Genomic DNA, 15,406 nt, shown 5'->3' with positions numbered 1-15,406 from the left:
CACGCGCGCACACACCCCGGAGGGCGGACTTTCCAGTCCGCCTATTCTCTTCGCGTGTGCTTCCCGTTTTGTCATGGCGCCTGGCCCTCGCCCTTTTCGTGCATCAATACTGCGTCACGTAGGTTACGAAGTTCTCGAGGCGCCCATCAGGCATCTCCACGGAAAACGTGACACGAACCAGATTATCGTTCAATCCCGCACGCGTAATGTTGGTCGAGAACCCTTCGACTACGCCATCGCCGGTGAATCCATCGCCATACGCCGCTGCCGCCGCGCTCGTGTTGTACAACGCGCTCGCCCGCATCACGCCCAGCAAATTGTCCATACCGGCCATCCGCAACCGCGCCAGATTCGAATCGGCAAGTTCCGCCGCAATCGTCCGCTCCTGGGCAACGCGCGTCGCGCGCAACCCCTGCGGAAACAACCGCGTCACCGCCACAATGCCTACGGCCAACACCGCCATGGACACCAGAACTTCCACCAGCGAGAATCCAACCTTCTCGTTCAACGATTTCAGGAAAAGCATGTGCACCTCACGAGGCTATCTTTACCCGCCCCGTGGCCGGGTAGAGTTCAATGTTGGTTGGGGACATGGGCACTCCGCCTGCCTCCGCGTCGTAATCCGGAGTAAGAAAGCGTTCCTCCGGGTCCGCGTCGGGCGAGGGTCCGATATGGAGTACCCACCGAGACTTGAGAAGATTCTGAGGTTCCATCACTCCGGTCGGAGTAAAAACATGCGCGGGGAATGCCGCGTCAAGCACGATATCGCCTTCTAACGTATCGCCCTGAAACGCGGTGCCCGGACGGGCCGACGTCTCCGGCGAGATTTTGTCATACAATCCGTCGGCCGTCTTCTCGTACAGCTCGATGCTATACATCCCCGTCTCATTCATGCTGGACGAAAAACTCGCCGCGCCACTGTCTGTTGACTGAAGCACTCCCGCATACCGTGGAAGCAGGTGCATTTGGCCTTCCGGATTCGACAAAACAATATAGGCTCGGGTTTTTGCAGGATCGTTGCGTCTGTTCGTGAGATCATTCGGGTCTGTACTGATCGGACGCGACGAAAACAGCGGCGTGCTGCCGTTGAACCGGCGCTGCTGATCATCGGCCAATTCGTGCTCATAGACACGCCGGGCCATGCCCACGCCGTCGATATACAGCACCGTATCGCCCGAAACGCTGTCCGGCTTCGCGTTCACCGCATACACAACCGCCGTATTCACGCGAAATGTCGACGCATAAATGTTCGCGGAACGCAGCATGGTATACACGTCGCGCGCTGCATTGCTGACATCGTCTTTGCCACGGCCAATGAGACGCGCCATGCCCGGCACGGCAATCCCCGCGACCAGCGCTACGATGGCGATGACAACCAGCAGTTCGACGAGCGTAAAGCCCGCGCTATGTCGTTTCGGCGCGTTCACGCGCTCCCTTTCTACGTCGTCCGCCCCGCCGAACTTGTTGCCTTCCGAGCCTTCATTCACAGTACCACTGCCAACCGCGTACGTTGCGTTCTTCACGTCTCACGATTAATAGAACGGAGCCCACGAGTTCTCCGTGTCCCAGTTATTAATGTCATCGCCTCCGCCCACGTAGTCATCGCCGAGATCCAGAGTACCGTCATACGCGCCACTCCCATTGGTGGCGACGATTGCGCCCGGCCCTGCGATGAACGCATCGTCTGCAAAAGGCTGATTCGGAACAAGATTGGCTCCATACGAGAACACGTAGATCGGCAATTCGCGCGGTGCCGGCCAGCCATATCCCTGAGGATCTGTCTCGTCTACCGGAGTATACGTTACGGTTCCGTGTTTGCCATCGTTCACGCTTACCTCTTGAACCCCGGGTTCATATCCACCCGGGACATCCGTAGTTGGCTGGCGCACACGGAATGGATTCAACGCTGCCGAACGCCACGGACCCGGGAAGAACTGATACAGATTGCCAAACGGGTCTTTCCCCAGGTCGGTCATATACGAGGTGCCAAGCTTGCTGCGCACAGCGTCGTTAATGACGATCCCATAGTCTAGCTCGGCGTTCTTTCCTTCCTTCAGCAGCTTGTAGAACGTGTCTGTGTAAATCTCAATCGCCTTGGCTAAATCCTGGTTCGTCAGGTCGGACAACGGTATCTGCAACGCCGGAACGTTGTCTGTATTAAAGAAACTTCGGAAGTCCTGACGTCCTGTATCCGTAAGCATCTTCGTCAACGCAAGTTCGATCCCGTTGATTTCGGCGCTGGCGCGGGTCATGCGCGCGCGGCTCAGGTAATTGAGTACGTTGGGGACGATAATCCCCGCGAGAATACCGATGATGGCGACCACCACCAGCAACTCAATGAGCGTGAAGCCTTGTTGGCGTTTCATGTCCGTCATCTCCTTGTTACGGCGTATTTCGTTCAGGTGTTCCGGCCACTAGTTCCCGCTTACTACGTCACCGAGCGAGAAGATCGGCAGGTACAACGCAATTACTATGAATCCGATAATACCGCCGAGAACAATGATGATCATGGGTTCCATGAGCCGCAGCATGGTCTCCACGGCGATTTCAACTTCCGCGTCGTAAATGTCCGCCACCTTCATCAGCATGGAGTCGAGGCTCCCCGTTTCCTCGCCGACGTCGATCATGTTCACCACCATGGCAGGAAACACCTTCGCCTCGTCCAGCGGAGCCGCTATCGTGTCTCCGTCCTTGATGCTGTCGTGTACTTTCTGAATGGCGTTTTCAACAACCTCGTTGCCAATCGTTTCTTTGGTGATGCGCAGCGACTGCAGAATCGGCACGCCCGACGTAATCAGCGTTCCCAACGTGCGCGAGAAACGCGCCACCGCCACCTTCGTCACCAAATCGCCGACCAGCGGCATCTTAAGCACCACGCGGTCCATGATGCGTTTGGTTATCGGTATCTTCGCAATCAACTTTATGCCGATAATCGTGCCGTTCACGTAAAGCAGCATGAGCCACCACTTGAACACCACAAAGTCACCCACATCGATCAGGAATTGCGTCATCCACGGCAGCTTCGCGCCGAAATCGCCAAACACTTCCGCGAACTGCGGCACGACGAACGACAACAGGAACAACACAATACCCGTCGCGATAATCATCACCGCGATCGGATACACCATCGCGCCCTTCACCCGGCGCTTCAACGCCTGACGGCGCTCCATGAAAATCGCCAGACGGTTCAGCACAACTTCCAACATACCGCCCACTTCGCCCGCGCGAACCATGTTCACGAACAGGCGATCGAAGTACTTCGGATGTTTCGCAAGCGCTTCCGAAAAGGTCGTACCGCCCTGAATGTCCGTGGACATCTCGAAAAGCACGTCCTTCAACTTGCTTGGCTTCTGCTGAGCAATCAGCACGTTGATGCTGCGCAACAGCGGCAGGCCCGCGTCGATCAGCGTCGAAAGCTGGCGGGTCATCACCACCAACTGCTTCGTCTTGATTCCGCCAAAGTAAAGGTCGCCAAGCCCCTTCTTCTGCTTGCGCGCGCGGCGCTCGTCGCTCTTCTTGGCGTCGCGAACGGTCGTCGGATACAAACCAAGGTTTCGGATGTCGTTGATAGCCAGCGCCTGGCTGTCCGACTCGATGACCCCAAAGACTTCCTTGCCGTCTTTGTTCATCGCCTTGTACGCGAACTTAGGCACGATCTGCTCTCCTTAACCTCGTGAACCGGCTCGCTGGCCGCGCTTCACGCCCCGACAACACGTAACTAATCTTCGAACTTATCCGTATGCGCGAGAATTTCTTCCGTCGTCGTAATTCCCTGAACACACTTCATCAGGCCCTCTTCGCGCAGCGTGCGCATGCCCATTTTCCGGCGCGCATACCGCCGGATGTCGTGCGACATCGCTCGCCCTTCAATCATCTCGCGCAACGTCTCGTCTATCACCATCAACTCAAACAAGCCGACACGGCCCATGTAACCGATGTAATCGCACGCCGGACACCCCGACGCCTTGAAGAAAGCAAGGTTCGGGTCGCGCCGCCACGAATCGGGCAAGCCCAGCAAATCCATCTCGTCCTCGTCGGGCTTGTACCGTTGCCTGCAGTGACGGCACACCACGCGCACCAGCCGCTGGGCCAACACCGCCTCAAGCGACGACGTGATCAAGTAAGGCTCCAAATCCATATCCAGCAGACGCGTGATCGTCTCGGGCGCGCTGTTCGTGTGCAACGTGCTCAGCACCAAGTGACCGGTCAGCGACGCTTCCACCGCGATCTGCGCCGTTTCCAAGTCGCGGATTTCACCGACCAGCACAATGTCGGGGTCCTGACGCAAAATGGACCGAAGGCATGCCGCGAACGTGAGCCCCACGTCTTCGCGCACCTGCACCTGAACCACCCGGTCAATCTGCAATTCGACGGGGTCTTCCGTGGTAATGATCTTCACGCCAACCGTATTCAACTCGTTCACGCACGCATAAAGCGTCGTCGTCTTGCCTGAACCGGTCGGGCCCGTCACAAGGAAAATGCCGTTCGGCTTGCTGATGCCGTTTCGAATCGAACGCAATACGTCCTTCGAGAAACCCAGCTTCTCAAGGTCCACTTTCACGGCGGTGCGATCCAAAATACGCATCACGATGTTTTCGCCAAATAACGTCGGCAACGTCGCCACACGGACGTCGATATCGGCATCGCCAACCTTCAACTCGATACGAGCGTCCTGAGGCAGGCGCCGCTCGCCAATGTCCATGTTGCACATAATCTTCACGCGCGAAACCAGCGCCAGCGACAACGACTTCGGCGGACTCGTAATCTCGTGCAACACGCCGTCGATTCGTATCCGGATGCGAAAGTCCTCTTCGTAGACTTCAAAGTGAATATCCGATGCACGCTTCGTTACAGCGTCGAGCATCACAAGATTCACAATCTTGATGACTTCGGGCTCTTGCGCCAACTCGACCAGGTTGTCCACGTCGCTGATGATCTTCTGCTGGCCCAACTCTTCTTCGGTCAGCGCGTGGTCGCCCACCTGCTTCACCAGTTCCTGCAACGTCTCGTGTATCGAATCCGTTTCGAAGGAATAGTTGTTCTTGATGAATATCCCGATATCCTGCGGATTGCTGATCGCCCCCTGGATATCCATGCCCGTGATTCGGCGCAAATCGTCGATGTGCTTCAGGTTCAACGGGTCCGCCATGGCAACCATGAGCTTCCCGTCTTTCTCGCGCACCGGCACCACGCTGTAGTACTTCGCGACTTCCGCCGGAATCTTCCGCACGATGTCGTCGCTCACCTGCAAACGCGTCACGTCGACGCGCTCCATGCCCGCCTGAACGCCCAGCGCCTCGATGATGTCCTGCTCGTCGCACAGGTTCATCTTGAACAGAATACGGCCCAGCATCTCGCCCGTCAGGCGCTGACGCTGCAACGCTTCGTCGAGTTCCAGGGGGCTGATCACGCCTTGCTCTACAAGGATGTCGCCCAGCATTCTGTCGCGCTGTGAAATCGCCATCTATCGTATTTCCTACACGATGCTCTTCGCGCGTTGTTCTGCCCGCTGCGGGATAACTTCCCCTTCCGGAGCCATCGCGCGCGCATTCATCTCGAATTCTTCCGGCGCCTGGCAACGGCCCGCCGCGTCCTCGTACTTGATCAACCCCTTCCGGTACAGGGCCAGCAAGTGCTCGTCCAGCAAGTTCATGCCGTACTTGTGACCCGTCTGAATGGCCGACGTGATGCGGTACGACTTGTTCTCGCGGATAAGGTTTTGAATAGCCGGCGTCACGATCATGACCTCGAACGCGGCCACACGCCCGAACCCGCTCTTCTTCGGCACCAGCGTCTGCGAAATGATCGACTTCAAATTACCCGCCAACTGCGTGCGGATCTGCTCCTGCTGGTTCGTCGGAAACGCGTCGACCAGACGGTCGATCGTACGCACCGCACCCGTCGTATGCAGGGTGCCGAACACCAAGTGACCGGTTTCCGCGGCCGTTACCGCCGCGCCGATCGTTTCCAGGTCGCGCATTTCTCCCACCAGAATCACGTCAGGGTCTTGACGCAACGCGCGGCGCAACGCCTCCGCGAACGTCGGCACGTCCACGCCGACTTCGCGCTGCGTGATAATGCTCTTCTTGTGCGTATGGTAGTATTCGATCGGGTCCTCGATCGTGATGATGTGATGGTCGTATTCGGTGTTCAACCAGTCAAGCATCGTCGCCAGACTCGTCGACTTACCCGAACCCGTGGGACCCGTCACAAGTATCAAACCGCGTGGCTGGTTAATTACCTGCTTCAACGACTGCGGCAGCCCAATCTCTTCAAAGGTCATGATCTTGCGCGGAATCAAGCGCAATACCAACCCCACGTGGCCTTTCTGCTTGAAGATGGACACACGGAACCGGGCGATGTCTTCGAACGCAAACCCAAAGTCCGATCCGCCAACTTCCTGCAATTCCTGCTGGTTGTCCACGGACGCGATACTCTTCATGAGCCGTTCCGTGTCGTCCGGCGTCAACGGGTTCTCGCCAAAATACTGCAAGTGCCCGTGCACACGCCCGACGGGCGGATTTTCCACAGCCAAATGCAAGTCCGATCCGTCGCGATCGATCAGCATTCGCAGCAAGCTGACCATTTCATAGGCCATGAGTCGGTCTCCTACGCAGTCGCGTTCATGTATTTTTCGAGCGGCTCGTCCGGTTGAGTCACACGAATTACTTCTTCCACCGTGGTGATTCCATTCAAGACTTTGCGCCAACCGTCTTCGCGCATCGTGGTCATCCCGCCCAATCGCGCCGCCCGCCGAAGCGTGCCCGATGCCGTGTTGTTCATGATCATGTCCCGGATTTCATCCGTGGTCATCATCAATTCGTACACGCCAAGCCGGCCCGAATACCCGGTGTGATTGCAGTTATCGCACCCGCGCCCATGAAATACTTCAACCTTGTTCCAGTCGATATTCATGGCCATGCGCTCACGTTCGAGGTCGGGCACCGTGTACAGCTCCTTGCACGCCGTGCAAATCGTTCGCACAAGCCGCTGACCCAATACCGCGCGCACACCCGAAGCCACAAGGAACGGCTTGATCCCCACGTCAATCAAACGAATGAACGCGCTCGGCGCGTCGTTCGTGTGCAACGTCGAAAATACCAAGTGACCGGTCAGTGCCGCCTTGATCGCGATTTCCGCCGTCTCCTGGTCACGAATTTCACCAACCATCACAATGTCCGGGTCCTGACGGAAAATCGAGCGCAACGCCCTCGCGAAATTCCACCCGATATCGTGGTTGATCTGCACCTGGTTGATACCGTTGAGCTGGTATTCCACCGGGTCTTCCACCGTGATCAGCTTGGAGTCCGGCTGGTTCAACTGGTGAAGCGACGCGTACAGCGTCGTCGTCTTGCCCGAACCCGTCGGCCCCGTCACCAACACCACGCCCGTCGCCTGACCCAACAACTCTTCCCAGCGACGCTGATCTTCGGGCGCAAATCCTAGCTGCCCCAAACCCAGCAACAACCCGCTCTTGTCCAAGATACGCATGACCACGCTCTCGCCATGCACCGCGGGCAGCGCACTCACGCGCAAGTCAACCATCTTGCCCGCAAGCGCCAGCTTGATACGTCCGTCCTGCGGAATTCGCCGCTCCGAAATGTCCATGCCGGACATGATCTTCAAACGTGAAATAATCGACTTCTGCGCGCGCTTCGGCGGCGTTGGCATCAAATGCAACACACCGTCGATCCGGTACCGAACCTTCACGTCGAACTTGCCCGGCTCCACGTGAATATCGCTGGCACGCAGACGAAACGCTTCAAGAATCAAGTGGTTAATGTATCGAACCACCGGACTGTCGCTGTCGTCGTCGTCTTCACCGCCCGGCGTCGCGTTCGACACGCCCATGTCGCCGTCAAAGTCCACACTGTCCATGCTGATGCTGCTAAGGCTGATGTCGCTCGCCGACATGCTACTGCCCATGCTGCTCATCGAGGACGCCATCGAACTCACGTTCGACATCGTGCTCAACGTGCTCATCGTGCTCGCGCTGCTTACCGTCGACAACATGGACTCCACCGTCTTCTCTTGGAGTCCGTAGTACTTCTTCAGCGCTTCGGAGATCTCTTCGGGTGTCGCCAACTGCGGGATGATGGGCTTGTCGAGCAAACGCTCCAAGTTGTCCATCTGATTGATGTTGGTCGGGTCCGCCGTCGCGATCAGCAGCGAACCGTTCTCCTCGCCGATCGGAATGACTTTGTAAAGGGTCGCAACGGTGGGATTGACTAAGTTCCGGATACGTTCCGGAATCTCGCGATCCGAAAGCCGGATGATCGGTATGCCGAGTTGATCGGCCAAGCCTTCCGAAATGTGGCTTTTGCTGATGTACCCCAGCCGGACAAGAATCTCGCCCAGCTTCTTCTGACCCATGGAGGTCTGCTGCTTGTGGATGGCTTCGTCGAGCTGCTTCTGCGAGATAATGCCTCGCTCAACCAGGCGCTGCCCAAACATCGAGTACGCGCCGGGGCCGCCGGAGCTTTGGCCGCTTCCACTAGGACTGGTAACGAGTTGAGCCACCTTCCTTACCCCTTATTTTCAGCACCCTAACTGTACCAAAAGGTCCCGCTTCTTGTCAATGTAAATAATGCTATTAGCCATTGGAATTATTGCACTTAGCTACAATGTTGTAAATAATTTACTGTGACTCAAATGCATGTTTCGTACGGAGCCCGCAAACCCCGCACGCAAAACCTGGATACCCCTGCCGCCGTCTCTCTTCAATGGCGTTCTGCCCGACCAAGCTACTGCGACTCGCCAGACAAACCGGCGCAAGCCTCGTCCACCCGCTTCTTCCGCTTCATGAAATCCCAACAGACACCCCACACGTGTCTCAAGCGAAGGCAGCCCCTTCGCCCACACCGAACAGCCAGCCCTTTGGCGCCGCGCATACAGCACCATAGGCATTTTCACCCACAACCCCCAGGAAGTCAAGCGAAGGAAGGACGTCCGGAGCGCCCTCATGCCCCGGTAACGCCAAATTCCATCGCCCCACGTGCCGCACGGATGTCCTGCTCCGCGCGCCCAAACCACCACGCGTGACAGGGGCTATCTGAGAAACCTCGCTTTACGGCGATTCGCTCAATTCGTTGAAAAACGACATTTCGCCGCAAGCCCTTCTGGATGGATCGTGTCGACTAACTATCCCGGATTTCTCACGAATACACTTGAACCTTTCTCGTAACCAGTGCGTTCGCGAGACTTGCGGCGAAAACCCAAGCGGCTCTCCGAAAACAGAGTGTGTTCGCGAGAAATCCTCATGGCATAACCTCCACGTCTTGCGCGTGAGCAATTTGCGTCGGCGCTCAATCGCGCCGGTGCAAATTGCGGACTATCAAAGCGAGTGGGCACGAACAAGCGGAATTCCCCTCTTCCCTGCTTCCATTGACTCATCCACCAAACGTGGGATAGCATCCGGCGTTCAGCAACGCGGCGTGGACCCGGCTTTATGAATTCTATCGAGAAACCCGTTTCGCAGTCCCACACCAAACAGACCGGCACGGTGCAATTCCTCACGCTCCTGTTCTTCTTCTTTGTTTCGGGCGCGTGTGGTCTGCTCTATCAAGTCGTCTGGACACGCAAGCTCGTCTTGCTCTTTGGCACCACGTCCTTTGCTGTCAGTACCGTACTCACCGTCTTCTTCCTGGGTCTCGGACTCGGAAGCCTGCTTGGCGGACGTTGGGCGGACCGATCACGCAATCCACTTCTCGCGTACGGAATCGTGGAAATCATCGTCGGCGTATGGGCGCTTGCCTTCATCCTCGGCATCGGAACACTCGAAACCGCCGTCGTCGGCATGCTGCGCTCCGTCGCCTCGACGCGCGAAATGGGCATCGCAATACGCGCCGTCCTGTCTATCGCCTTCCTGATCGTGCCGACCACACTCATGGGCGCCACGCTTCCCCTGCTGGCGCGAGCCGTCACCCAGAATCCCGCCCTGCGCGGTTGGCGAATCGGCATGCTCTACTCGATCAACACGTTCGGCGCGGTAGCCGGCTGCGCCTTGGCCGGATTCGTGTTAATCGAGAGCTTGGGCTACACACGCGCCACGCTCGTCGGAGTTGCGGGCAACATAGCCGTAGGCTTGCTCGCGCTGTTGCTCGCGCGCAAAGCACAAGCGCCCACTCTCGAACTCAACGCGGAAGAACCGGACCGGCTTGCCGCCGCATCCACAACCCAAGAACGCCTGGCCCTTGCGTCCGTACTCCTGGCCTTCGCCGTATCCGGGTTCTGCACCTTGGCCCTCGAAGTCATGTGGACTCGCATGCTGACGCTCGTCTTCATCGGGACTACCTACGCCTACACCACCATGCTCACGTCACTCCTCTGCGGCATTGCCGTGGGCGCTGTCTTTGCCGCGGGCCTTGCCGACCGCTCGAAACACCCGGTTTCGCTCTACGGGTTGGTGGAAATGCTGGCCGGAGCAGCTTGCCTCCTTTCGCTCATCCTGTTTGCCGGAATGCCCCAACGGTACGCTGACCTGCAATCCGCCACACGTTTCGATTTCCAGCGCATGGTCCAAATCTACTTCACGCTGTCGTTCATGGCGCTCTTCGTTCCGACCTTTCTCTTCGGCATGACATTTCCGCTCGCCGTGCGCGCCGCGACATCCGTGCCCGCAAAACTCGGCCGCCACGTGGGCCGTCTGTACAGCGTGAACACCTTTGGTGGTGTGCTGGGCGCCCTCGCGGGTGGCTACCTGCTCCTCCCTGCCCTTGGCGTCCACCAGGGCATACTGCTCCTGGGCCTGATCCTCATCGCGGTAGGCGCGCTCCTCGTGCTGTCCTGTCCGCGACAAAAGGTCACAGGCAAATTGGGCAGCCTCGTGCTGGCCGCGTGTGTCTCCGCGGCGCTATGGTTCCAACTGCCCGCCGACGCCGGAAAGGCGCTGAACCAACGGTACGTCCCCGAAAAACACACCGTGCTTCACTACCGCGAAGGCGTCGAAGGCACCGTCGTCGTCACCGAGCCCGAAGACAACGAGGGCGAATCGGACCGCATCCTCTGGATTAACGGCGTCCAGGCGACGCAAAGCATCGCGAAGGGCGTCAAGATGAACCGCTTCCAGGGCGTCTTGCCCCTTCTCTTCGACCGCGACCCCAAGACGGTGCTGTTCATGTGTTTCGGTTCCGGCATCACCGCGGGCACGCTGTCCCTGTCCGACTTCGACCGGATCGACGCCGTGGAGATCTCGCGCGACGTCCTGCAGGCGGCCCCTTGGTTTGCCGCAGACAATTTCCGGGTCTTCGAGAGTCCAAAGGTCAACTTCATCGTCGACGACGGCCGCAACTTCTTGCTGACCACCGAAAACACCTACGACGTTATCACCTTTGAACCCATGCCCCTGGCCGTGACCGGCGTCTCCACCTTCTACACCCGGGAATACTACGAGCTCTGCAAAGCCAAACTGGCCCCCGGGGGTATCGTTTCTCAGTGGATTCCCCTGCATAGCCTCGACAAGGACCTCGTCCAATCGCTGATGTACACCTTCAACGAAGTCTTCCCGGAATCCTGCGCCTGGTTCCTCAATGCCGACCTCTTCCTCATCGGCTCCAACCAGCCGCTGAACGTGGACCTTGGCCGCGCCCAGGAACGCCTCCACACCCCGAAGCTGTGGGACGGTCTCACTGCCGCGGGTCTGGGTGACATCCCCGAGATCCTATCTTGTTACTTTATGGACAAGTCGGGCGTCGCCAAGTTCAGCGAAGGGGGTATCGCCATGAGCGACGACCGCCCCTGGGCCGAATTCGTCGCCCCCAAACTCATGTTCGAACAAACGGTCGACGCCAGCCTGAAGTCACTTCGACCGCTCTATCTTCCTGAAATGCCATCACTTAGCACAGCAGGCCTGGACCCTGCAAAAGCAGACGAGCTTCGAAATGCCGTTCTGCGCCGCCGCCAGGCCCGCGTACACGACCTTGCGGGCGTCGAACTGATGTACGGCGGCATGATCGGCGGCAAACAGGAAGAGGAATTCATCAAAGCCCTGACTATCGACCCCGGCGATTTGACCGCCCAGTACTACCTGGGCGACATGGCCAGCCAGCGCGTTGACCTCTTTATCCGCTGGGAGGAGTTCGAAAATGCCGAAGCCTACCTCCAGCAACTGCTTCAAGTAATGCCGGGCGACCCCGACTTGCTGGAACTTCAAACGACACTTCAAGATGCAAAGGCTAAAAGTGCTAACCCCGCGACCCCTTAAGCCCCCTCTCGTCAACAGATAAACCGACGAAAATCCCCTCAAAAACCCCTGTTCAGGGCACTAAAGCCAAGGGCCTACCTTGCCGATAAATAGAGTACTGGCAAGGAAGCCACGTGAGAGCGATTTGCTAAGGAGAGCACATTATGGCTGGCATACTCGGAATTACAGCAAACCCCGAGCCGGCCAACGTAATCCAGCCGAGTGGCCGCGGAGTTCAGGGAACTCCCGGGAAAACCACTCAGGTCTCGGACGAGTTGAGCGTTAGCCCGGAGGCAGAAAAGGCGGCGACGGCTGCACGTCTTCTCGCCGACAGCAACAAGGAAAGCGAGATTCGCGCGGAGCTGATCGAAAAAGCCCGCAAAAACATCGAAGAAGGCACACATCGTGTGCAGCAGGTCGTCTTGATTGTCGCCTCGCGCGTCAGCAAGTTCTTAGACGACAATTCCTCTTCAGTCGGTTAGTCAGCGCCCGCAACCCTTGCGGGCGCTTCGCGTTGCGGCGCGACCCGATTCCCCCGTCCATCCCTTCCCCTGTCCCCCTCAAGTTGATCCATTCGCCCCACGCCGCTACACTATCCCTTCCTCCGACTGTTCGTAGCATTGGATGACTCAGCGGTATTCCGCGAACCCTCCGCGACTGCATCCAAATCGACTCTATAAGGGACCACGCGCATCATGAGCGACCTCAAACTCAAGAAACTCGCCTCCTACAACGAAATCCCCGGGCCCGTCGTCTTCGTCGTCATGGACGGCGTCGGGATCGGCAAAAAGGACGAATCCGACGGTGTACATCTGGCATATACGCCCATATTGGACGCCCTGTTCCAGGAAAAGCTGTACACCCAACTGAAGGCCCACGGTACCGCGGTCGGAATGCCTTCCGACGAGGACATGGGGAACTCGGAGGTCGGCCACAACGCGCTGGGCGCGGGCCGGGTGTTTGCTCAAGGCGCAAAACTCGTGAGCGAAGCCATCCAATCCGGCCGTATTTTTGACGGCGCGTCCTGGAAGAAGACCGTCGAGACGGGCAAGTCCGGCGGTACGGTCCACTTCATCGGACTCCTCTCCGACGGCAACGTGCACAGCCATATCGACCATCTGCTGGCGCTGCTCGACCGTTGCGCGGCAGAAGGACTCAAACGTGTCCGGGTACATCCCCTCGCGGACGGCCGCGACGTGCAGGAACGCAGCGTGCTGAACTATCTGGAACCGCTTGAGGCCAAGCTCGCCGAACTCAGCACTTCCGGCCGCGACTTCCGAATCGCCTCCGGCGGCGGACGCATGATCACGACGATGGACCGCTACAATGCGGACTGGAGCGTCGTTGAGCGCGGCTGGCAGGCCCACGTGTTGGGCGAAGCGCGGCCGTTCGCCAGCGCCAAGGAAGCCGTGCAGACCTACTACACGGAAGACCCCTCGGTAACCGACCAGTACTTGGGCAGCTTCACCATCGTCGAAAACGGCAAACCTGTGGGCACGATCGAAGACGGCGACGCGGTCGTCTTCTTCAACTTCCGCGGCGACCGCGCCATCGAAATCACGCGAGCATTTGAAGAAGGCGATTCCTTCGACAAGTTCGACCGGAAACGCTGTCCCAAAGTCTTCTACGCGGGCATGATGGAATACGACGGCGACGCCCATATCCCCGGCCATTTCCTCGTTGAGCCGCCCGCCATCGACAAGACCATCGGCCAATACATGTGCGCAAATGGCATCACCACCTACGCGATTTCCGAAACACAGAAATACGGCCATATCACCTATTTCTGGAACGGCAACAACTCCGGCTATATCGATGACGCGGTCGAGACGTATGTTGAGATCCCATCGGATCGCGTCACCTTCGATCAGCGCCCCTGGATGAAGGCCGCGGAAATCACCGACGCCATGATCGAAGCCATCAAAAGCGGCAAGTACAAGTTCATCCGCGCAAACTACGCCAACGGCGATATGGTCGGGCATACCGGCGTACCGATCGCCGTTCGCATCGCCGTGGAAACCGTTGACCTCGCCCTGCGCCGGCTGCTGCCCGCCATCGAAGCCGCCAAAGGTATCGCGGTCCTCACGGCCGACCACGGCAACGCGGAACTGATGTTCACGGAGAAGAAGGGCAAGCGCGAACCGATGGTCGCACACACGCTCAACCCTGTGCCGTTCATCATCAAGGATTACTCGGGCGCAAACGCCCTCGCGATGAATCCCGTCCAGGGCGCGGGCCTGAGCAACGTGGCAGCGACCCTGCTCAATCTGCTCGGGTACGAGAAACCCGCCGACTACGACGAAAGTCTGGTCCGCATAGGATAAGACGGGAACGTTCTCGGAAAGGACTCCAATTGGGGCAGTCGGTAACGGCTGTCCCTTATTCTTTTGGTTTGGCCGTTAGGTTCACGTAGATTTCAAACGCGTTCTTGTTCTTGACCGTCCCCAGAAATGCCGAGTACGGCGGGATTCCAAACTCCGTGAACTCGAAGCGCGCCACCCCTTCCACCTTCAACACGCCGTCTTTCAGCGATATGTCCGACGCAAATCCGCGCTCAACCGTCTTTCCGTGAATCGTCACTTTCATCGTAGCCGCATACCCGAACTCGCGCTTGCCCCACGACGACGACTTGGGCTCTATGCCGACCAACTCCGCCTTGATTTCCGGGTATTTCGCCCCGTCAAGCTGATTCGGCGCAAGCATGTGCTCCTTGATAGTCGCCCGATCCGAATCGTCAAGCGGACTGAACGCCTCGGTCAGCACATCCGCTTCCTGCAAACGCGGAAACCACTTCGCGCGCGGACCGTCCTTGTCCGGAGCCAGATCGTTCACTGCAAACGAAATCGAGAAAGCCGTTTTGGTCACGTCGTCGCCGTCAAGCGACAGCTTAGCCTCGTACTTCTCAAGCGCAATGAAATGGTTGTGCGCGAACCGCGCCGCGACTCCGCCCTTGTGCACCACCGCCGCGAACACCGATTCCTCGGGGTCGATCGCATACTCCGTGGCTTCCACACACACGGCGGATAACAGAAACAACGCGGGTAGAACAATGAACGCAAAACTGCTGCGTAAACGCATACTTCAGTTCTCCATAGCCTTGAGGTCGGTTGCACACACGGAAACCTTGCGTACGCTAGAATACCACAACCGCCGAGCCCTCCAAGAACTTCCTGACAATGCTACCCAATACCATTGCCCGCTCCAATTGGCAGCATCCCAATCCCA

The 15,406-nt window shown here is 58.2% G+C and carries 11 protein-coding genes; 3 read left to right on the top strand and 8 right to left on the bottom strand.

Annotated features, from left to right (window positions below; all coding sequences use genetic code 11):
- Positions 1-103 precede the first annotated feature (103 nt).
- The 7 genes from K1Y02_19585 to K1Y02_19555 form a co-directional block, all read right to left on the bottom strand.
- Complete coding sequence (locus K1Y02_19585) at positions 104-526, bottom strand: prepilin-type N-terminal cleavage/methylation domain-containing protein (GenBank protein ID MBX7258572.1); 423 nt, start codon at positions 524-526, stop codon at positions 104-106.
- A 7-nt stretch (positions 527-533) separates the two neighbouring features.
- Complete coding sequence (locus tag K1Y02_19580) at positions 534-1,487, bottom strand: prepilin-type N-terminal cleavage/methylation domain-containing protein (GenBank protein ID MBX7258571.1); 954 nt, start codon at positions 1,485-1,487, stop codon at positions 534-536.
- Between the two features lie 45 nt (positions 1,488-1,532).
- Complete coding sequence (locus K1Y02_19575) at positions 1,533-2,366, bottom strand: prepilin-type N-terminal cleavage/methylation domain-containing protein (protein ID MBX7258570.1); 834 nt, start codon at positions 2,364-2,366, stop codon at positions 1,533-1,535.
- 48 nt (positions 2,367-2,414) lie between these two features.
- A complete protein-coding gene (gene gspF, locus K1Y02_19570; GenBank protein MBX7258569.1) occupies positions 2,415-3,653 on the bottom strand; it encodes a type II secretion system inner membrane protein GspF in 1,239 nt (412 codons plus the stop codon).
- 65 nt (positions 3,654-3,718) lie between these two features.
- Positions 3,719-5,464: a Flp pilus assembly complex ATPase component TadA gene (gene tadA, locus K1Y02_19565; protein ID MBX7258568.1), complete on the bottom strand. Its 1,746-nt coding sequence runs from the start codon at positions 5,462-5,464 to the stop codon at positions 3,719-3,721.
- A gap of 12 nt (positions 5,465-5,476) precedes the next feature.
- Positions 5,477-6,598, bottom strand: a complete 1,122-nt coding sequence (locus K1Y02_19560; protein ID MBX7258567.1) for a type IV pilus twitching motility protein PilT — start codon at positions 6,596-6,598, stop codon at positions 5,477-5,479.
- An 11-nt stretch (positions 6,599-6,609) separates the two neighbouring features.
- Positions 6,610-8,130 carry a GspE/PulE family protein gene (locus K1Y02_19555; protein MBX7258566.1) on the bottom strand — a complete coding sequence of 507 codons (1,521 nt, stop codon included), beginning with the start codon at positions 8,128-8,130 and terminating at the stop codon, positions 6,610-6,612.
- A gap of 1,318 nt (positions 8,131-9,448) precedes the next feature.
- Here K1Y02_19555 and K1Y02_19550 point away from each other — a divergent pair.
- From K1Y02_19550 to gpmI, 3 genes are all read left to right on the top strand, one after another.
- A complete protein-coding gene (locus K1Y02_19550) occupies positions 9,449-12,202 on the top strand; it encodes a fused MFS/spermidine synthase (GenBank protein MBX7258565.1) in 2,754 nt (917 codons plus the stop codon).
- A 143-nt stretch (positions 12,203-12,345) separates the two neighbouring features.
- A complete protein-coding gene (locus K1Y02_19545; protein MBX7258564.1) occupies positions 12,346-12,663 on the top strand; it encodes a flagellar biosynthesis anti-sigma factor FlgM in 318 nt (105 codons plus the stop codon).
- A 213-nt stretch (positions 12,664-12,876) separates the two neighbouring features.
- Positions 12,877-14,505 (top strand): 2,3-bisphosphoglycerate-independent phosphoglycerate mutase, encoded by a 1,629-nt coding sequence (gene gpmI / locus K1Y02_19540; protein MBX7258563.1) that lies wholly within the window; start codon positions 12,877-12,879, stop codon positions 14,503-14,505.
- A 55-nt stretch (positions 14,506-14,560) separates the two neighbouring features.
- Here gpmI and K1Y02_19535 read toward each other — a convergent pair whose 3' ends face one another.
- Positions 14,561-15,259 carry a YceI family protein gene (locus tag K1Y02_19535; GenBank protein MBX7258562.1) on the bottom strand — a complete coding sequence of 233 codons (699 nt, stop codon included), beginning with the start codon at positions 15,257-15,259 and terminating at the stop codon, positions 14,561-14,563.
- Positions 15,260-15,406 lie beyond the last annotated feature (147 nt).

This window comes from Candidatus Hydrogenedentota bacterium, from assembly GCA_019695095.1.
Taxonomy (GTDB): domain Bacteria; phylum Hydrogenedentota; class Hydrogenedentia; order Hydrogenedentales; family SLHB01; genus JAIBAQ01.
This window is presented reverse-complemented; position numbering and strand designations above follow the sequence as displayed.